Annotated in this window: 18 protein-coding genes; 12 read left to right on the top strand and 6 right to left on the bottom strand. The window is 67.7% G+C overall.

Going from position 1 to position 19592, the window contains the following annotated elements:
* Positions 1-14: 14 nt before the first annotated feature.
* Both PSV00_RS10790 and PSV00_RS10785 read right to left on the bottom strand, forming a co-directional pair.
* A complete protein-coding gene (locus PSV00_RS10790) occupies positions 15-392 on the bottom strand; it encodes a response regulator (RefSeq protein ID WP_300446967.1) in 378 nt (125 codons plus the stop codon).
* Positions 389-1906, bottom strand: coding sequence for an HWE histidine kinase domain-containing protein (locus PSV00_RS10785; RefSeq protein WP_300446966.1), 1518 nt, complete (start codon positions 1904-1906; stop codon positions 389-391). Before PSV00_RS10785 ends, PSV00_RS10790 begins: the two co-directional genes overlap by 4 nt.
* A 124-nt stretch (positions 1907-2030) precedes the next feature.
* On the opposite strand from PSV00_RS10785, the gene PSV00_RS10780 reads away from it, so the two are divergent.
* Positions 2031-3578, top strand: a complete 1548-nt coding sequence (locus PSV00_RS10780; protein ID WP_300446963.1) for a carboxylesterase family protein — start codon at positions 2031-2033, stop codon at positions 3576-3578.
* 5 nt (positions 3579-3583) lie between these two features.
* Here the strand turns inward: PSV00_RS10780 and PSV00_RS10775 are convergent, their stop codons facing one another.
* Positions 3584-3823 carry a hypothetical protein gene (locus PSV00_RS10775; RefSeq protein ID WP_300446961.1) on the bottom strand — a complete coding sequence of 80 codons (240 nt, stop codon included), beginning with the start codon at positions 3821-3823 and terminating at the stop codon, positions 3584-3586.
* An 89-nt stretch (positions 3824-3912) separates the two neighbouring features.
* Between PSV00_RS10775 and PSV00_RS10770 the strand changes: the two genes are divergently transcribed.
* Positions 3913-4917, top strand: coding sequence for a WYL domain-containing protein (locus tag PSV00_RS10770; protein WP_300446959.1), 1005 nt, complete (start codon positions 3913-3915; stop codon positions 4915-4917).
* Positions 4918-4949: 32 nt separating this feature from the next.
* A complete protein-coding gene (locus tag PSV00_RS10765; protein WP_300446957.1) occupies positions 4950-6380 on the top strand; it encodes a hypothetical protein in 1431 nt (476 codons plus the stop codon).
* Positions 6381-6383: 3 nt separating this feature from the next.
* On the opposite strand, the gene PSV00_RS10760 is transcribed toward PSV00_RS10765, so the two are convergent.
* Positions 6384-7814, bottom strand: coding sequence for a short-chain fatty acyl-CoA regulator family protein (locus PSV00_RS10760; protein ID WP_300446955.1), 1431 nt, complete (start codon positions 7812-7814; stop codon positions 6384-6386).
* Positions 7815-7972: 158 nt separating this feature from the next.
* On the opposite strand from PSV00_RS10760, the gene aceA reads away from it, so the two are divergent.
* Complete coding sequence (gene aceA / locus PSV00_RS10755) at positions 7973-9253, top strand: isocitrate lyase (RefSeq protein WP_300446953.1); 1281 nt, start codon at positions 7973-7975, stop codon at positions 9251-9253.
* A gap of 14 nt (positions 9254-9267) precedes the next feature.
* Positions 9268-9477: a hypothetical protein gene (locus PSV00_RS10750; protein WP_300446951.1), complete on the top strand. Its 210-nt coding sequence runs from the start codon at positions 9268-9270 to the stop codon at positions 9475-9477.
* 22 nt (positions 9478-9499) lie between these two features.
* On the opposite strand, the gene PSV00_RS10745 is transcribed toward PSV00_RS10750, so the two are convergent.
* Positions 9500-11797, bottom strand: coding sequence for an ATP-binding protein (locus tag PSV00_RS10745; RefSeq protein WP_300446949.1), 2298 nt, complete (start codon positions 11795-11797; stop codon positions 9500-9502).
* Positions 11798-11955: 158 nt separating this feature from the next.
* Between PSV00_RS10745 and PSV00_RS10740 the strand changes: the two genes are divergently transcribed.
* The 6 genes from PSV00_RS10740 (at position 11956) to phoB (ending at position 18565) form a co-directional block, all read left to right on the top strand.
* On the top strand, positions 11956-13344 hold the full coding sequence (locus PSV00_RS10740) for an ATP-binding protein (protein WP_300446947.1): 1389 nt from the start codon (positions 11956-11958) through the stop codon (positions 13342-13344).
* Between the two features lie 116 nt (positions 13345-13460).
* Complete coding sequence (gene pstC, locus PSV00_RS10735; protein ID WP_300446945.1) at positions 13461-14906, top strand: phosphate ABC transporter permease subunit PstC; 1446 nt, start codon at positions 13461-13463, stop codon at positions 14904-14906.
* Positions 14899-16203: a phosphate ABC transporter permease PstA gene (gene pstA, locus PSV00_RS10730; RefSeq protein ID WP_300446943.1), complete on the top strand. Its 1305-nt coding sequence runs from the start codon at positions 14899-14901 to the stop codon at positions 16201-16203. Before pstC ends, pstA begins: the two co-directional genes overlap by 8 nt.
* Positions 16204-16207: 4 nt before the next feature.
* On the top strand, positions 16208-17104 hold the full coding sequence (pstB, locus tag PSV00_RS10725; RefSeq protein WP_300446940.1) for a phosphate ABC transporter ATP-binding protein PstB: 897 nt from the start codon (positions 16208-16210) through the stop codon (positions 17102-17104).
* A gap of 14 nt (positions 17105-17118) precedes the next feature.
* A complete protein-coding gene (phoU, locus tag PSV00_RS10720; protein WP_300446938.1) occupies positions 17119-17847 on the top strand; it encodes a phosphate signaling complex protein PhoU in 729 nt (242 codons plus the stop codon).
* 28 nt (positions 17848-17875) lie between these two features.
* Entirely contained in the window at positions 17876-18565 is a 690-nt protein-coding gene (gene phoB, locus PSV00_RS10715; RefSeq protein ID WP_300446936.1) for a phosphate regulon transcriptional regulator PhoB, read from the top strand.
* On the opposite strand, the gene PSV00_RS10710 is transcribed toward phoB, so the two are convergent.
* Positions 18562-18906 carry a hypothetical protein gene (locus tag PSV00_RS10710; protein ID WP_300446934.1) on the bottom strand — a complete coding sequence of 115 codons (345 nt, stop codon included), beginning with the start codon at positions 18904-18906 and terminating at the stop codon, positions 18562-18564. The two genes, phoB and PSV00_RS10710, sit on opposite strands and share 4 nt — an antisense overlap.
* Positions 18907-19039: 133 nt before the next feature.
* On the opposite strand from PSV00_RS10710, the gene PSV00_RS10705 reads away from it, so the two are divergent.
* The coding region (locus PSV00_RS10705) for a gamma-glutamyltransferase (RefSeq protein WP_300446932.1) at positions 19040-19592 on the top strand (553 nt) is incomplete at its 3' end.

Raw genomic sequence — 19592 nt, 5'->3', positions numbered from 1 at the left:
TCCCGAGGCGGATGTCAGGCGAGGACGACGCCCATGGCCTTCATCAGGGCGTCGCGGATGGCGGTCTCGGTGAAGGGTTTCTGGATCGTCGCCTGGCCGCGCCATTCGTCGGGCAGGCCGCCCTCGCCGTAACCGGTCGAGAAGACAAAGGGCACGCCGCGGGCCCGAAGCAGACGGGCGACCGGAAAGATCTGCTGGCCCGCGACATTGACGTCGAGAAGGGCCGCGTCGAGCGCGGACTCGTCGCCGGCCATGGCGAGGCCTTCCTCGACCGTGGAGGCGGGCCCCACGGGCTGGCAGCCCATGTCCTCGAGAATGGTTTCAAGCAGCATGGCGACGAGGGATTCATCCTCGACGATCAACACGCGTCGGCCGTCCAGTCCTGCGGTCATGTCGGGTCTCCACGGTCCAGCGGGATCGAGATCGTGGCCTCGAACCCCCCAATTGAATAACGTAAATCGATGCTGCCTGCCAGATCGTGGCGGACGCTGCGTTCGATCAGCCGGCTGCCGAACCCGCGACGCGACGGGGCCTCGACCGGTGGACCGTCGACCTCGCGCCAGGTCAGGTTCAGCCTGCGAACGGGTCGGTCGATGATGGTCCAGTCGACCAGAACCCGGCCGTCAACGGATGACAGTGCCCCGAATTTGGCGGCATTGGTCGCCAGCTCATGGAAGATCATGCCCAGGGACAGGGCGGTCGCCGGGGTCAGGGCCAGTGGCGGGCCGTTGAGCAGGACCCGTTGCGGGCCGTGGGCCTCGGTCTCATGCTCGAGAATGGCCCCCAGTTCGGCCCCTTCCCAGTGACTGCGGGTCAGCAGGTCGTGCGTATGGGACAGGGCCATCAACCGCGCCTGGAAGGTTTCGGCGAATGAGGCCGGGTCGATGTGGGTGCGGGCCGTCTGCATCGCGATCGACTGGACGGTGGCGAGGGTGTTCTTCACCCGGTGGTTCAGCTCGTCGATCATCAGCCGCTGGCGCTCGACGGCGAGGACGATGTCGGTCACCTCATGCCCCTGGACGAAGATGCCGACGATCCGGCCCGCCGCGTCGCGGATCGGCTGGTAGACGAAGTCGACATAGACGGTTTCGAGCGGACCGCCGTTGTGACGACGGATCTGCAAGGGTGACCCGCGACCCTCGATGGCCTCGCCGGTGATCCAGACCTGGTCGAGCAGGTTGATGAACCCCTGTTCGCGGACCTCGGGAAGGGCCTCGACCACGGACTTGCCCACCAGGTCGTCGCGCCCCACCAGCCGGGCATAGGCGGCATTGTGCATCTGGAATACGTGGTTCGGCCCGGACAGGACCGTGATGAAGCCCGGTGCCTGCATGAAGATGTCGAACAGGCGGTTGCGTTCAGTCTGCAGGCGGCGATTGTCCTCCTGCACATGTTCGGCGCGGGTCAGGATGTCGCCGCTGACCATGTTGGTCAGCGCCGTCTCGGTCTGGCGACCGGCGGCCTGGCGGCGCAGGATTTCCAGCTCGGTGATGTCGTTGGTGTGCTGGAGGATGTAGGCGGTCCGGCCGTCGCTGTCGCGGATCGGCGTGTGCGTCGCTGACCAGTAGCGCTCTTCCAGAACGGTCTCGCCGGACGGCAGCGTCCGGGGTATGGCATAGCGGATCACGGCCAGATGGTCGGGCTCGCCGGTCTCGAGCACCCGTTCGAACGAGGCGCGCAGCTGGCGGCTGTTCTCCCGGCCCTCGTCCGTGGCCCCCCCGTCGAAGACCTCGAACAGGTTACGGCCGATCAGGTCGGCACGGGTGCTGCCGACCACGTCGAGATAGGCCGCATTCATACCGGCAAAGTGCAGCTCGGGCGTCAGCAGCATATAAGGATTGGGCGACGCGTCGAACGCTGTCGCCAGATCGACCGCCAGGTCGCCCGAAATCGCTAGCTCTTTCAACGTGATCCCCGGATTACGAGTCCGGGTAACGCACGAGCCCTCCAATTGGTTCGTCGCGGCCCCAAGTATTTTTCCCGACAGCCGGCGACTGGTCCCCCGGAGGATTCCGGCTAGGGTGGGGCCTATGAGTTTTGCCAGCCTGGTTGCCGCGGTCTCCCTCCATATGGCTACAGCCGATCCCTCATCCGGTGATGTGAATCCGGTCGTCCGCGTCGAGCAGGGGGCCCTGGTCGGGCGGGTCGAGGCCGGGATCGCCGCCTACAAGGCCATTCCCTATGCCGCGCCGCCGGTCGGCACCCTGCGGTGGCGGGAACCGCAGCCTGTCGCAGCCTGGACGGGGATGCGCGATGCATCGTCCGTGGGGCCGATCTGCATCCAGCCCCCTTCCGGCGGCGATCCCGGTGTCGGCCCCCTGCCGATGAGCGAGGACTGCCTGACCCTGAACGTCTGGGCTCCGGCGGCGGTCGAGGCCCCGGTACCGGTCATGGTCTGGATCCATGGCGGCGGGCTGAACAACGGCTCCGGAACGGCGGCCCTGTACGACGGGGCCAATCTGGCCCGGCGCGACGTCGTGGTCGTGACCGTCAACTACCGGCTGGGGCGTCTGGGGTTCTTCGCCCATCCGGCCCTGACGGCGGAGGCGGGCGGTGAGGCTCTGGTCGGCAACTACGGCCTGGCCGACATCGTCGCCAGCCTGGAATGGGTGCGGGGCAATATCGCGGCTTTCGGCGGCGATCCGGACAATGTCACCGTCTTCGGCGAGTCGGCCGGAGGGGCGGCGGTGTTGCGGCTGATGATTGCCGAACCGGCACGGGGCCTGTTTCACCGGGCGGTGGTCCAGTCCGGACTGGGCCGGGACCGGGGGACGCCGACCTTTGACAGCCGTCCGGGCCGTCCGTCACTGGAGGCGCGCGGTGAGGCGTTCGCGACCTCGCTGGGGCTGGCCGGGGCCACGGCCGAACAGCTGCGCACGGTGCCCGCCGAGGCCTTTCTGACGCCCGCGCCCAGCTTCTACGGTGGTGATCTGCTGGTCATCGACGGGGCCGACGGCGGCGGGCTGGTCGACGGGGATGTCGAGCCGGCCTTTGCGGCGGGGCTGCAGGCCCCGGTGCCGCTGATCATCGGCACCAACAGCGCGGAATTCTGGTGGATGAAGCCGTCGGATCTGAGCCCCTACGGTGAGATCGATGACGCCCTGACCCCCGGGGAACGGGCCGCCTTGCTGAACGCCTATGGCGGCGAGGACGCCTATAACGCCCATGTGGTCAGTGACCTGGCCTTCAACGAACCGGCCCGTCATCTGGCGCGGCTGCACGCCCGGGCAGGCCATCCGACCTGGCTCTATCGTTTTGATGTGGTGTCAGCGGCCATGCCGGAGCCTCACGGGGGCGCGACCCATGCGTCTGAGCGGCCCTATGTGTTCGACAATCTGTCGGCCTCGTCCTGGGCGGTGGAGGATCGCGATCAGCGGGCGGCGACGGCGATGGCCGACTACTGGACCGGGTTTGCGGCGACCGGCGATCCGAACGGGGGCGGACGACCGGCCTGGCCCGAGTATCGGGCGATGCCGGGGCAGCTGCTGATGTTCGGCAATGACGGCCCGGCGGCGGGCCCCGTGCCCTTCGCCGACCGGCTGGACCTGATCGAGGCCTTCTACGCCCGGATCCGCTAGCCCGGTCAGGCGGCGAGGCGGAAATGATCCTCGGCGCGGGTCTCGGTGCCGGCGGCGCGGAACTCGTCCCACAGGGCGTCCTCGTCCGAATAGCGGGCACTGGCGGCGGCATCGATCACGTCGACGACCTGTTCCTCCAGCCGGTCCCAGATGACGGCGAGGTCGGAACAGCCGTCGGCCTCGCAGGGCACGATCAGATAACGGTTGGCGGAGACGGCGGCGTGGGGGGCGAAGGCGCGGGCCATGGGGAACTCCTGAAGCGGGGTGGCTTGCTGATGATCCTACTTTGCGACAGTGTTGCGCCAGAAACGGACGTATAGGATCGAGCGACCCGATGAGACACGACAAGGCGGTGATGGTCATCGAGCTGGCGCGCCATATGGCGGCCAGCGCCGAGGGGCTGACCCTCGATGACATGGCATCGGCGATGCAGGTGGGCCGGCGGACCGCCGAACGCATGCGGGACGCGGTGCTGATGCTGTTTCCGGCAGCGGAAGAAGTGTCCGATCCCCCGACCAAACGCTGGCGTATCCGCGGCGGGCTGTCGGCCTTCGAACAGGCCCCGACCACGACGGAACTGGTCGAGCTGACGCGGGCGGCCCAGGGTCTGCGGTCGACGGGCGAGCCCGGGCGGGCGGCGGCGCTGGAGGGGCTGGAACGCAAGCTGAAGTCGGCGATGCGTTCGACCACCCTGAACCGGCTGGCCCCGGATCTGGAGGCCCTGATCCGGGCCGAGACCATCGCGGTGCAGGCCGGCCCACGGCCGTCGGCGGATGAGGCGGTTCTGGCCGAAATCCGGGGGGCGGTGCTGGCGGGACGGCCGCTGGGCTTTACCTATTCCCGGCCCGGGGCCGAGGCGCGCCGGCGCAGCGTGGCCCCGTGCGGGGTGATGTTCGGCCGGGCCAACTATCTGGTCGGGGCGGACCGGGAGAGCGGCCGTATCCAGACCTTCCGGCTGGACCGGATGAGCGCGGTCGAGGCCCTGGACGGGATCGCGGCCCCGCCCGCCGATTTCGACCTGCAGGCCTTCGCCAGCCAGTCGTTCGGCATCTATCAGGACGAGATCGAGGATGTGGTCCTGCGGGTGACGCCCGAGGGAGCGGACGAGGCCCGGGCCTGGCGCTGGCATCCGACCCAGACGCTGGAGGATGAGGCGGATGGATCGGTGCTCGTGCGCTTCCGCGCCAGCGGCATGCGCGAACTGGCCTGGCATCTGTTCAGCTGGGGCGAGCGGGTGGCGATCGTCGCCCCGCAGCGGCTGAAGGCGGTGATGGCCGGCGAACTGGCGGCGGCGGGGCGGGCGATGGCGCGGGCGGCGGATGAGCAATCCGTAAGCTGACGCGTCCGAAGCCGGCCTCTAGAAAGACGTCCATGATCAGAACACCGTTCGCGGGCGCGATGCTCGCCGTCCTGCTGCTGGCCTTGCCCGACGTTTCGACGGCCGGGGTCGATCCGCATGCCGCCCCGCCGGTCGCCGTCACCGTGACCCGCGACGGGGATCACTGGACCGCTGATTTCACCTTCGAACAGGCCTCGCCGGTCTGGGCCTTCTTCCAGTCCGCCCTGCTGCGCGAGAGCCGTGAGCCGTGGCGTCCGTCGTGGTGGTCGGTCGAGACCCCCGGCGTTCTGCTCGACCGGCAGGGGGGCTATGATGTTCTGCGCACCCCGGACGGCGGACCGGTGCCTGCCCGGGTGCGGATCAGCCTGCGTCCCCAGGCCGGCGATCTGGAGGCCGACTATGACCCGGCCCTGATGTTCTCCGACGGGACCGTGGCCCTGTTCTCGGGCCAGTTTGACGTGATGCCGCTGGACACGATTGAGGCCGCCCGGGCGCTGCCGACCGACCTGAACGGGCTTGAGCTCGAGGGTGAGCCGTCCCGGGTCACCTGGCGCGACCGGGCCGGGCCGGTGCTGTTCAACGGCGAAAGACTGGATGAGGCGATGGCGGTCGATGCCCGCACCTATGTCCTGTTCGGCGCTGCCCATATTCGTCAGGACCAGGGGGTGACGACGGTGATCGATCCCGGCCTGCCGGGCTGGCTGGGCGATGAGCTGGGCGGGTTCACGCCCCGCGTCATGGGCTTTTACGCGGACCGGCTGGGGCCCAGTCGCGGCGGGGCCCCGACCCTGATGGTCAGCTGGACGGGCCCTACCGAACACCTGTCCAGCATGGGCGGCAGTGTCCTGCCCGGACTGATCTCGATGAGTTTCGAGGGGGAGGGGGTGCTGAACCCGGACCGCGAGGCGCTGGATCGGGCCCACTGGTTCATCGGCCATGAGGCGGCCCATTTCTGGCTCGGCTCCAATGGCCTGCGCTATGCGTTCAGCCGTGAGGCCTGGATCACCGAGGGCGGGGCCGATCTGATGGCCGTTCGCGCCATCGCGGCGATCGATCCGGCCTATGATGCGCGGACCGAACTGCAGCGCGAGGTTGAGGACTGCGTGTCCCTGGCCCGGGATTCGCCGGTCGCCGGGGCCGGCGAACGCGGCGAACATCGGGCCTATTACGCCTGTGGCGCGGTCTGGTCGCTGGCGCTGGAAGCTGCCCGGCACAGGGCCGACGGCGGGGACTTCTTTGACATTCTGACCGACTTCCAGCGCGAGAGTGCTGACGACGGGGTCCTGTCCCGCGACGAGTGGCTGGCGGCCCTGACCCGGCTTGCCGCCGACCCGGCCCCGGCCGGGGCGATCACCCGTATGCTGGACGAGGGCGTAGGCGATCCGGCGGCGGTGCTGGCGACGATCTTTATGGCCACGGGCGTCGCCCATCGGCTGGACGGCGGCACCCTGACCCTGCTCTGAGCCTCAGGCCTCGCCGAACGGATAGGGGCTGACCGACTTGGACCAGTCGTCGACGGTCAGCGGCCGGTCGACCGGCGGGGCGGCCCGTTCGGCGCAGGGATGGCGGTGGCACAGGCGGCAGGCGGGGCCGATGGGGGTCACCTCCGGTGACGCCAGGTCGAGGCCGTGGGCATAGGTCAGCCGGTGGGCGTGCTTCAGTTCGCAGCCCAGGCCGATGGCCAGGTCCTGACCCTCGCCAAAGCCGTCATGACCCTGGCGGTCGACGGTGCGGGCCAGGGTGAACCAGCGATTGCCGTCCGGCGTCTCGATGATCTGGGTGACGACCCGGCCGGGCGTGCGGAAGGCGCTGTGCAGCCGCCAGCGCGGACAGGCCCCGCCGAAACGCGAGAAGGGAAAGGCCCCGGACGCATAGCGTTTGGAAATATTGCCCGCCTGGTCGACCCGCATCAGGAAGAAGGGGACGCCGCGCGCCGTCGGCCGCGACAGGGTAGTCAGCCGGTGGGCCGCCTGTTCGAAGCTGACGCCGAACCGGGCCTGCAGACGCGCCAGGTCATAGCCGGTCTCTTCCGCCGTGCGCTGGAAGGCGGCGTAGGGCATCAGGGTCGCGGCGGCGAGGGTGTTGGTCAGGGCGACCTTGAGCAGGCGGCGGGTGGGGTCGTCCGGCGCGCCGGCAGCCTCGACCGTGGCGGCCAATTCCGTGTCGTACTCAACCAGCACCAGCTGGAAGGCGATGGCGAAGGCCCGGGAGGCGGGGCCGAGGGTTTCCGAGATCAGCAGGCGCCGGCGATGGGGATCGAACCGTCGGGTCCATTCCACCATGACCTCGGCCGGCATGATGCGGACCGGCAGGGTGTGGCGGTCGGCCAGCCGGGCCCGGGCGCGGACCTCGAAGCTCTCGCCCCGGATGGCGGGATCGTCGGGGAACAGGGCGTCGTGCAGGGCTTCACCGAGGGTGTCGAGTTCGGGGAAATGGTTGCTGCGGGCCTGGATATGGTCGCGGACCCAGTCGGCGGGTGACTCCGCGCCGATGACGCTGCCGCCTTCGGCCTGTTCGCGGGTGCGGCGGTCGGCGAAGGCGCGGTACAGGCGCACCAGGGCGTCAGCGGCCCCCGGGGCGTCATCGACCAGCTGCAGGATCTCGTGGCGCGGTACGGCGAGGCCGCCGAACACGGGATCGGCGAGGATTTCGGCCAGTTCAGCCTCGCCCGCCGGGCCGGCCTGCTGGGCCAGGGCGCGCAGGTCGACGTCATAGGTGTCGGCCAGACGCAGCAGAAGTTGGGCCGATACCGGACGCTGGTTGCGCTCTATGTGGTTGAGATAGCTTGGGGAAACCCCGAGGTCGGCGGCCATGGCCGTCTGGGTCAGGTCCATGTCGCGGCGCAGCCGTTTCAGGCGGCCTCCGAGAAACAGCTTGCGATCCGTGGTCCCGGTCATCGTGACACTATGTCATAATGTGACCGGATAACAAGTGTCATATTGTGACATAATGACTGGAAATGACGGGCTAGTCTTGTATCAAAAGTGACTGAAGCGCGTAGTTCTAAGGGAACAGGCGGTACCCCGACCGTCACGCAATTTCAGGACTCCGCATCATGACCACCTTCGCAGATCTGGTTCCGGCCCCCGCCGGTCGTTTCGACGGTATCGAGCGTCCCTATTCGGTCGAGGACGTGCTGAAGCTGCGCGGGTCGGTCACCGTGGCCCAGACCCTGGCCGAGCGCGGGGCCAACCGGCTGTGGGACCTGCTGCACAGCGAGCCCTATATCAATGCGCTGGGCGCGGTGACCGGCAACCAGGCCATGCAGATGGTTCGCGCCGGGCTGAAGGCCATCTATCTGTCGGGCTGGCAGGTCGCGGCCGACGCCAACACCGCCGGGGCCATGTATCCGGACCAGTCGCTGTATCCGGCCAATGCCGCGCCGGAACTGTGTCGCCGCATCAACCGCACCCTGCAGCGCGCCGACCAGATCGAGCACGGCGAGGGCGGGGCCAAGCGCGACTGGTTCGCCCCGATCGTCGCCGACGCCGAGGCCGGCTTCGGCGGGCCGCTGAACAGCTTCGAGATCATGAAGGCCTTCATCGAGGCCGGGGCCGCCGGCGTCCATTTCGAGGATCAGCTGGCTTCGGAGAAGAAGTGCGGCCACCTCGGTGGCAAGGTGCTGATCCCGACCCAGGCGCATGAGCGCAATCTGGTCGCCGCGCGTCTGGCCGCCGACGTCATGGGCGTGCCGACGATCACCGTCGCCCGCACCGACGCCGAGAGCGCCCAGCTGATCACCTCGGACGTCGACGAGCGGGACCGTCCCTTTATTGACCGCGACAACCGCACGCCGGAGGGCTTCTTCCGCCTGAAGGAAGGCACGGGTCTGGCCCACTGCATCGCCCGCGGCCTGTCCTACGCCAAGATCGCCGACCTGCTGTGGTGGGAGACGTCGCATCCCGATCTGGATGACGCGAAGAAGTTCGCCGAAGCCGTGCAGAAAGAGCATCCGGGCAAGCTGATGGCCTACAACTGCTCGCCGTCGTTCAACTGGAAGGCCAGGCTGGACGAGGCGACGATCGCCAAATTCCAGCGCGAGCTGGGAGCCATGGGCTACAAATTCCAGTTCGTGACCCTGGCCGGCTTCCACAGCCTGAACAACGGCATGTTCGAACTGGCCAGCGGCTATCGCGATCGCGGTATGTCGGCCTATTCCGAGCTGCAGCAGCGCGAGTTTGCCAATGAGGCCGCCGGCTACACCGCCACCCGCCACCAGCGCGAGGTCGGCACCGGCTATTTCGACCAGGTCGCGACCGTGATCTCCAACGGGCAGTCGTCCACGACCGCCATGAAGGAATCGACCGAGACCGCCCAGTTCATCGCCGCCGAATAGACAGGAGACTGACCATGGAACCCCTGGAACGCCCCAAGGCCATCATCGATTTCTGCCTGGCCCCGCTGGAACTTGATCCGCAGTCCGAGGCCAGCCGTGAGGTGCGCCGCCGGCTGGAGCATGTGATCAAGACCTTCCAGACCAAGGCCGCCCGGCCGATCGCGGTCGACTTCTCGTCGATGCCCTCGCAGGTCATCAACGAGGCGGCCCACGGCTACGAGTAGAAAGGGTCTTCGCCGGCTTCGGTCAGGCGGCGGCGACGTTCGCCGCGGCGGCTTCGGCTGCCGCGGCGGCCGGCATTTCGAACACCACGGACAGAAGCTGGGCCGCGTTGAACGGCTTGGCCAGATGCAGGTCGGCCCCGGCATCTGCAGCGGCCGCGACATGTTCGGCCAGGGCATTGGCCGTCAGCATGATGACGGGCGTGCGCGGCAGCCCCATCGTGGTTTCATGCAGGCGGATTTCCCGGGTCGCGGCGAGCCCGTCCAGCACCGGCATCTGCATGTCCATCAGCACCAGATCGAACTCACCGGCGCGATAGGCTTCCAGGGCCTGGGCACCGTCCTCCACCATCGTCAGCTCGACCGGGGCCTGGGCGAGGATCAATTCGACGACCTTGCGGTTGGTCGCATGATCGTCTGCCACCAGCACGCGCAGCGGGCGGCTGTCCGGATTGGCGGCGACCACGGCTACATCCGGGGCGGTCGCGGCCGGGCTTGCGGCGCGGCGCAGGGGAATGGTCAGGATGAAGGCAGAGCCGCCACCCGGCTCGCTCTCGCAATCCAGGTTTCCGTCCATCAGGGTCGCCAGCTGATGGGAGATGGCCAGGCCCAGACCGGTGCCGCCGAAGCGACGGGTGATCGCGCCGTCGGCCTGTTCGAACCGTTTGAACAGACGGTGCCGGGTCTCGCTGTCGAAACCGATACCGGTATCCTCGACGGTGAACCGCAGGGTGTCGCCCGCCGCGTTGTCCGGGCCGAGAGCCACCGTCAGGCTGACGAAGCCGGAGGTGGTGAATTTGACGGCATTGGAGACCAGGTTGGTCAGGATCTGTTTCAGACGAATGACGTCGCCCGAAACCCAGATCTCGGCTTCGGGGCTGACCTCGACGTAGAATTGAAGCCCCTTGTCGCTGGCGGTCGCCGCATAGAGCCGGGCGGCCTCCTGCACGGCGGCGGCGAGATCGAAGGCGTCGTCGCACAGGGACAGTCGGCCGGACTCGACGCGGGCCAGGTCGAGGATGTCGCTGAGTAGCGCCTGCAGCGTCCGGCCGGAGGAATGGATCAGGTCCAGCATCTCACGCTGGTGCGATGTCAGTTCGGTCGAGGCCAGGGCCTGGGCGATGCCGATCACGCCGTTCAGGGGCGTGCGGATCTCGTGACTCATATTGGCCAGGAACTGGCTCTTGGCCCCGTTGGCCGCCTCGGCCGCATCGCGGGCCTCGGCCAGGTTCGCGGCGGCCCGTTTGAGGTCGGTGATGTCGGTGGTGACCGTGACGATGCCGCCGGCGGAACTGCGGCGATCGGCGACCCTGAGCCAGCGGTTGCCCGCGACCTGCTGCTCCATCGTGGTCGACAGCTCGCGACGGGCCGCAAGCCGTTCGGCGATCCAGTCCGCCTCACGGCCTTTCGCCTCGGCGTAGAGGCCCTCGTCGAGGCCGATCTGGATGATCTCCCGGAAGGTCTGTCCAGCCTGAAGCGCGGTTTTCAGCTCCGGGTTGATTTCGGCGTAGCGGCTGTTCCAGAGCACGAGGCGGTCTTCGGCGTCGAAGAAGGCCAGGCCGTCGGGCATGGCCTCGATGGCCTCGCGGATCTGCCGCAGGGCGCTGGAGCGGGTGGCCCAGCCCATGGCGCTGACGGCACCGGCCACGATGGTGATGAGCAGGATCATCCCGATCACGATCACGGACATGGCCGCCGCGGAGGCCCCGTCCGTGACGCTCATGCCGCGAGGATCGCTGATAAAGGTCATGCCGGTCAACGAGATGAAATGGAGGCCGAGGACAAGGATGGAGCAGGCGGCGGTGGTGGCGGCGAGTCGCGTCAGGCTCGATCCGAAGATGAGCCCGGCCGTGGCGATGGCCAGGATGAATCCGAAGCCGACGCTGGCGGCGACCGCTGCGGGGGCGAAGGTCAGGTGGCCGGGCAGTTGCAGGGCCGCAAAGCCGATGAAATGCATCGCAATCAGGCCGCAGAAGGCCAGGGTTCCGCCCGCGATACGACGCCGGCGGCTGTCGCCCGCCAGAATCAGCATGACCGCGACCAGGGTGGTGCCGGTCGCGGCAAGGAAGGACAGCAGGGTCAGGGCGATGTCGTACCGGGCGCTGGTGGCCCAGTGCATGCCCTGCAGGCTGGCAAAATGGGTGGTGAAGATGGCCATGCCGCCGACCAGGGCACCGAGTATGCCGGTGGTTCGACGGCGCCGGCCGGACTGGGTGCGCGCCACGGCCATCAGATGAAGCGCCGTGCCGATGCCCAGAGCGCAAATCAACGTCGCCGGCCCGATCCAGCGCCAGTCATGGTGTGAAATGAGCTGCTCGATCATGGACGCAAGTATCTTTCCCTTGACCGATCTCTGGCAGAAAGACGTGAATAAAGGGTGGCTCACGCGCTCCGGCTGCATGGCGTCATCGTCACAATTTCCGTGCAAGGATGGTGCTCGATGCTGATTCCGGTCACCGGACCGGCAGACTGCGAGACGGAATGCCCTACGAACTGTCGCCATCCCCCGTCGTGCCCCCCATCGCCGCGCGTTGGCCGACGGTGGTCGCCAGTGCGGGGGGACCGATCATCATCCTGCTGGGGCTGGCCTTCCTTCAGCCGTCCCTGGCCGGATGGCTGATCGGTGCGGCGCTGCTGGTCGCGATCTCGGTCGGTTGGGTCAACCGACGGGGCCCTGAGACCCCGTTCGACCTGGCCGCACCGGAGGCGGATCGGGACGGCGGCGGCGAGGCCGAGACCCGTTTGCTGGATGCGCTGTTCGAAGCCCTGAGCGATCCTGTGCTGGTGATCGCCGGCGGCGAACCGGACGATATCGCCGGCCGGCGGGTCTTGCTGGCGAACCAGGCCGCGCGGGAACTGCTGCGCATTCAGCGGGAGGGGGCCCTGCTGGTTTCGGTGCTGCGCGACCCGACGGTGCTGGAGGCGGTCGACGAAGCCCTGTTCGGCAATGTGACCCGGGCCACCGACTATCTGTCACGGGAGCGGCACTGGCGGGCCCTGATCCGCCCCCTGCCGTCCGGCGACGGCGAACCGCAGGCTCTGGTGGTGTTGCACGACGATACGGATGTGCGGCGGATGGAGATGATGCGCGTCGACTTCCTGGCCAACGCCAGCCACGAACTGCGTACCCCTCTGGCCTCCCTGTCGGGCTTCATCGAGACCCTGAAGGGTCATGCCCGCGACGACGAGAAGGCCCGCGACCGGTTCCTGGACATCATGGCCATCCAGGCCGACCGGATGAGCCGGCTGGTGGCCGACCTGCTGTCCCTGAGCCGGATCGAGCTGAACGAACACATTCCGCCGTCGGGGCTGGTGGATCTGTCCCGGGTCTGCAGCGATGTCGTGGACGCGGTGAGCGTGCTGTCGGACGACCGGAAGGTGAGCGTGCAGCTCGCGGGCAACGGCCAGCCGGCCGCGCCGGTCCAGGGCACCCGGGACGAGATCATCCAGGTGGTCCAGAATCTCGTCGACAACGCGATCAAATATTCTCCGACGGGCGGGACGGTCGAGATCACCATCCGTCCGAACGTCAGTCTGGACGAGGTCTCGACCCCATGGTCCGGCGGCAGCCGGGGCGACGGGGCCACGCGTCTGCCACTGTTGACGCCGGACCGGGTCCCGGGAATGCGCTACGCCGCCGTCAGTGTGCGCGACCATGGTCCCGGCCTGGCGCGGGAACACCTGCCTCGCCTGACCGAACGATTCTATCGGGTCGAGGGACAGAAGAGTGGCGAGAAGTCGGGCACCGGCCTGGGACTGGCCATCGTCAAACATATCGTCAATCGCCACCGGGGTGGTCTGACCGTTGAGAGCGCGCCGGGGCAGGGTGCGCGCTTCACCGTCTATTTCCCGGCGGCGTCCGGGGGCTGACGACGTAACAGAACTGTCACGGAGCCGTCGTAATCCGCCAACCAATCACGGGCATTGATCCCCCCGTCTGATCCGGGTGCCGGACTGGATGTGATTCTTCGCTTCCCCGGATGTCGATGAGCTGGCTTTTTCTACCTCTGTTGTTCGTGTTCGTGGCGTCGGCCTATGTCGGTGCGCGGGCGCTTGCGCGTCGTCGCGGGGAGCGCGCCCTGGCCGAGGGGTTGCCGCCGCATTCGCGCCCGTCCCAGCACGGGTTGTACGCCCTGATCTGGACGGCGGTGCCGGCACTGGTCGTGCTGATCGCGGCGAATGTGTTTTCCGGCGATATCGAACACCGGCTGCTGTCGGCCGGCGCGCCGGACAGTGTCTCCCAGCTTGAACCCTTCCGCCGCGAGGCCTTTTTCGCCGATGCGCGCCGGGTCGGGGCGGGCGAGCCCGCGGCCCAGATCTGGCCGGCCCCGCTGGCCGCGCAGCTTCCGCCGGAAGGGCGACGCGCGGCGAGCATCCATCTGACCCTCGAGGTCGGGGGCATGGTCGGTGCCTTGCTGGCGGCCCTGCTGGGCGGCCTGTTCGTCTTCAGCCAGATCCGCCCCGGCATGCGGGCCCGCAACCGGGTTGAGGGCTGGATCATCGGCCTGCTGTTCGCCTGTTCGGCGGTGGCCGTTCTGACCACCATCGGGATTATCGCCTCGTTGCTGTATGATTCCGTTCGCTTTTTCTCCAGCGTACCGGTGATGGACTTTCTGTTCGGGACCAAATGGAGTCCGCAGACGGCCATTCGCGCCGACCAGATCGGCTCGACCGGCGCTTTCGGGGCGCTGCCCCTGTTCGCCGGCACCTTCCTGATCATGGCCATCGCCATGATGGTGGCCGCGCCGGTCGGCCTGTTCTCGGCCATCTATCTGTCGGAATATGCGAGCCCGACAATGCGGGCTGTGATCAAGCCGGTGCTCGAGATCCTGGCCGGGGTTCCGACCGTCGTCTACGGCTTCTTCGCCGCCCTGACCGTGGGACCGGCCTTCCGCGCCTTCTTCAACGGCCTCGGGGCCCAGATGGCCGGTGGGCCGCTGGACGGGATCGGCCAGTATCTGATGCTGGTGCAGAACCAGATGGCGCTGGTCGCCGGGGCGGTGATGGGGATCATGCTGATCCCGTTCGTCTCGTCCCTGTCCGATGACATCATCAATGCCGTGCCCCAGAGCCTGCGCGACGGCTCCTATGCGATGGGGGCGACGCGGTCCGAGACGGTCAAGCGCGTGCTGCTGCCCGCCGCCCTGCCGGGTGTGGCCGGGGCCATGCTGCTGGCCATGTCGCGCGCCATCGGCGAGACGATGATCGTGACCATGGCCGCGGGCCTGGCCGCCAAACTGACGTTCAATCCGCTGGATACGGTCACCACGGTCACCGTCCAGATCGTGACGCTTCTGACCGGCGACCAGGAGTTCAACACGCCCAAGACCCTGTCGGCCTTCGGCCTGGGCCTGACCCTTTTCCTGGTGACCCTGGTGCTGAACATCATCGCCCAGCGCATCGTCCAGACCTATCGGCAGCAGTATGACTGAACCGACCCCCGGGATCACCGAGGCGGCGGCAGCCGACCAGAGTGTGGACCGTCTGCGGGCGGGCCTGAAGCGCCGTTACGCCCGGGAAAACCGGTTCCGCACCTATGGATTGCTGGCGATTGCCGTCTCGGTCGGCTTTTTGCTGCTGTTGCTTGGCCGGATCATCGAACAGGGCCACACGGCCTTCTACGCCCATACGGTGACGGTACCGGTCTATATGGACCCCGCCCGGATCGACCGCGCCTATCCGGCGGGGACCAATTTCGAACAGATGGTCGCCGAACAGGCCCTGGCCCGGTTCGGCATCCAGGATGACGCCCGGGGTCTGGCGTCCCGCGAGATGCGCGAGCTGTTCTCGTCGGAACTGAAATACCGGATGGCTGACCAGTTGCAGCGTCAGCCGGGGCTGATCGGCGAGACGATACCGGTGGCGGCCCCGATGTCGGACCAGTCCGATCAGTATTTCAAGGGGGCCATTTCCCGGGATACGCCGGCTGCCCAACGACGGCTGAGCAATGAGCAGCTGGACTGGCTGGACCGGATGAAGGCCGAAGGCGTGGTCTCGGCCCATTTCAACACCGCCCTGTTCACCAACGGGGATTCGACCCAGCCGGAACTGGCCGGGGTCGCCGGTGCGGTGATCGGTTCGGCCCTGATGCTGCTGGTCACGGCGTTGATCGCCATTCCGCTGGGCGTGGGGGCGGCGGTCTATCTCGAGGAGTTCTCGCCACGCAACCGGCTGGCCGATCTGATCGAGGTCAATATCAACAATCTCGCGGCCGTGCCGTCGATCGTCTACGGCCTGCTGGGTCTGTCGCTGTTCATCAACTGGATGCACCTGCCGCGGTCCTCGCCGCTGGTGGGCGGTCTGGTTCTGGCCCTGATGGCGCTGCCGACCATCATCATCGCCACCCGGTCGTCGCTGAAGGCGGTGCCGCCGTCGATCCGCGAGGCCGCCCTGGCCATGGGGGCGAGCCGCACCCAGACGGTGTTCCACCATACATTGCCGCTGGCCATGCCGGGCGTGATGACCGGCGCGATCATCTCGATGGCCCACGCCCTCGGCGAGACCGCGCCCCTGCTGCTGATCGGCATGGTCAGCTTTGTGCCGGGGATTCCGGCCGGGATCGATCAACCGACCGGGGCCCTGCCGTCCCTGATCTATATCTGGGAGAATGCTTCGGAGCGGGCATTCCATGAGCGGACCGCCGCCGCCATCCTGGTGCTCCTCGCCTTCATGATCGTCATGAACGCCGCCGCCATCGTGCTGCGTCGGCGTTTCGAACGCCGGTGGTAAGCCTATGAAGTTCAATTTTTATCGCGCCGCGGACGGCGGTGAGAGCGGGGGGACCGGTGCCTCTGCGCCCGCCGATTCCCGGACGGCTGCCTCCCGGGCCCTGAATGTGCCGCAGCCGCGCTCGAACGGCGACGTTCCCGTCGGCCCGACCAAGATCGCTGCCCGCGACGTGTCGGTCTCCTATGGCGACAAACAGGCCCTGTTCGACGTCAGCCTGGATATTCCGGACAAGACGGTGACCGCCCTGATCGGTCCGTCGGGCTGTGGCAAGTCGACCTTCCTGCGGACGATGAACCGCATGAACGACACCATCCCGGGCTGCAAGGTGAGCGGACGGATCGAGATCGACGGCAAAGACATCAATGCCAAATCCGTCGACCCGGTGCTGTTGCGCGCGCGGGTCGGCATGGTGTTCCAGAAGCCGAACCCCTTTCCCAAGACCATCTATGAAAACGTCGCCTACGGGCCGCGCATCCACGGCCTGACCAGTACCAAGGCGGAACTGGACGAGGTGGTCCAGGTCTCCCTGAAGCGGGCCGGATTGTGGGAAGAGGTCGCCGACCGGTTGCACTCGCCGGGGACCGGGCTGTCGGGTGGCCAGCAGCAGCGTCTGGTCATTGCCCGGGCCATCGCGGTCAATCCGGAAGTGATCCTGATGGACGAGCCCTGCTCGGCGCTGGATCCGATCGCCACGGCCAAGATCGAGGAGCTGATCGACGAGCTGCGCGAGCGCTACTGCATCGTCATCGTCACCCACTCCATGGCCCAGGCGGCGCGCGTCAGCCAGCGCACGGCCTTCTTCCATATGGGCCGGCTGGTCGAGACCGGCTCGACCGAGGACATCTTCACCAACCCGCGCGAACGTCGCACGCTCGACTATATCACCGGCCGATTCGGCTAGGATCGACGACTGTCATGAACCAGCACACCGTCAAGGCCTATGGGGACGAGCTGAACCAGCTCACCGCCGAGGTCGCGCGCATGGGCGGCCTGGCCGAGGCCCAGGTGGCCGACGCCGTCGACTCGGTCGCCCGCCGCGATGTCGCCCTGGCCAAGGCGGTCGTCGAGCGCGACGCCCGGCTCGACGCCATGCATCGCGACATCGAGAAAAAGGCCATCCGCCTGATCGCCCTGCGCCAGCCCGTGGCCAGTGACCTGCGCAAGACCCTGTCGGCGATGAAGCTGGCCGTTGATCTGGAACGGATGGGCGATCTGGGCCGCAACATCGCCAAACGCGCCCTGGTCCTGGCCGAGGGCGAGCCGATGCAGCCGCTGACGCGGTCGATCGAGCGGATGGGCAAGCTGGTCTCGACCCGGCTGCGCGATGTGCTGGACGCCTATACGGCCGGCGAGGTCGACCGGGCCCTGGCGGTCTGGGGCACGGACGACGAGGTCGACGAACACTACAACGCCCTGTTCCGGGAACTGCTGACCTACATGATGGGTGATCCGCGCACGATCGGGGCCTGCACCCACCTGCTGTTCATCGCCAAGAACCTCGAGCGGATCGGCGATCATGCGACCAATATCGCCGAGTCGATCCACTATGAGATCACGGGCGAGGAGATCGTCGGTGACCGCCCCCGCTGGACCCCGACGCCCGATGACGCGGCGGCCCCGACTACCGACCCCGACGCCCACTAGCTGAACGATCCGAGACCGGAGCGCACCCATGCAGCCCTATATTCTTGTGATGGAAGACGAGGACGCCCTGGCGACCCTGCTCCAGTACAATCTGGAGAAGGAAGGCTATCGTGTCGTCATCGCCTCGGACGGTGACGAGGGTATGTTGCAGATCGACGAGCGGCTGCCGGACCTGGTCCTGCTGGACTGGATGTTGCCGGGCCTGTCGGGGATCGAGGTCTGCCGGCGAATCCGCGGCAAGTCCGAGACCCGCAACCTGCCGATCATCATGCTGACGGCACGCGGCGAGGAGAGCGACCGGATCCGCGGGCTCGACACCGGGGCCGATGACTATCTGACCAAGCCGTTCTCGATGATCGAGCTGATCGCCCGCATCCGCGCGGTGCTGCGCCGCATCCGGCCCGGCCTGGCCGACGACCGGATCAACCACGGCGACATCGTCATCGACCGCGTCGCCCACAGGGTGCGCCGGGCCGGCAACGAGATCCACCTCGGCCCGACCGAGTTCCGCCTGCTGGACCACCTGATGCAGCATCCGGGCCGGGTGTTCAGCCGCGAGCAGTTGCTGGACGCGGTCTGGGGCTCGGACGTCTATGTCGAGGCCCGCACGGTGGATGTGCACGTCGGTCGGCTGCGCAAGGCGCTGAACGTCGAGGGCACGGTCAATCCGATCCGCACGGTCCGGTCGGCAGGCTATTCGCTGGACCTGGGCGGCTAATCGCGGTCCGGGGCTGGCGTCGCGGCGCTTCCCAGTTCCCGAATGAAGCCCCCCTGCCGGTCCGGAAGCGCATATGAGATCGGTGCCGGACAGCCCCTGACACTCCGATCCAGCAACAGATAGTGCCTGACCTGGCCATCCGTCCTGTAGGTCAGATCGGGCCGCAAATCCCGGACATCGCCGGTCGACTGGTCAATCCGCTGAAATCCGCCGCGATCGCAGCGGGCCAAGGTCAGGCCATTGGCGTCGATCTCCCGCACGCGAATTTCGGATGCAGGTGGCGGGATAGGCCCGGTCGTGGTGACTGGAGCCTGAACCAGCATCAGTATAAGCGGCAACATGACAACTTCTCCGTGTGCCACCAGCCTACTCGAGGTCGCGAAGTCTGTCACGGGGTGAGCGCTTTCGTCGGGTTTCGTCTTCCCACCGGACGCGAACGGGTTAGGCTCCCTCGTACCCGACAGGAGTTTGCCCATGCGTCGCCGCACCTTTCTCTCGACCCTGCCCGCCGGGGCCATCCTCGCCGGCGCCGGCGTCGCCAATGCCGCAGCGGTTCAGGCCGCCGCCACCCGCCCCGCCGTTCAAAATGCCCCGTCCGTCGACCCCTATGCCGGGGTCGGGCCCGGGAATCGCAACAGCGGCCTGCAGTTCGTCGGGCGTTCGACGGTCTGGGGCGCGCATGGGGCGGCCGCCACCGCCCATCCGCGCGCGACCCTGATCGGGATCGACACCCTGAGGCGCGGGGGCTCGGCCATTGACGCGGCCATCGCCATCAATGCGGCCCTGGGCTTTCTGGAGCCGACGGCCAACGGCATCGGCGGCGACGCCTTCTGCATGCTGTGGGACCCGGCGCAGCGGAAGGTGGTCGGACTCAACGGCTCGGGCAACAGTCCACGCGGCCTGTCGCTGGACACGGCGCGGTCGAAGGCCGTCGACGGCTTCCTGCCCAAATACGGCGCCGTCACCGTCAATGTGCCCGGCACGGTCGACGCCTGGTGGAGCGCGCACCAGCGCTACGGCAAGCTGC

Origin of the sequence: Brevundimonas sp., assembly GCF_029945885.1 — a bacterium.
Lineage (GTDB): Bacteria > Pseudomonadota > Alphaproteobacteria > Caulobacterales > Caulobacteraceae > Brevundimonas.
Note: the sequence above shows the minus strand (reverse complement) of the source record. Positions and strands in the feature narration are given on the sequence as shown.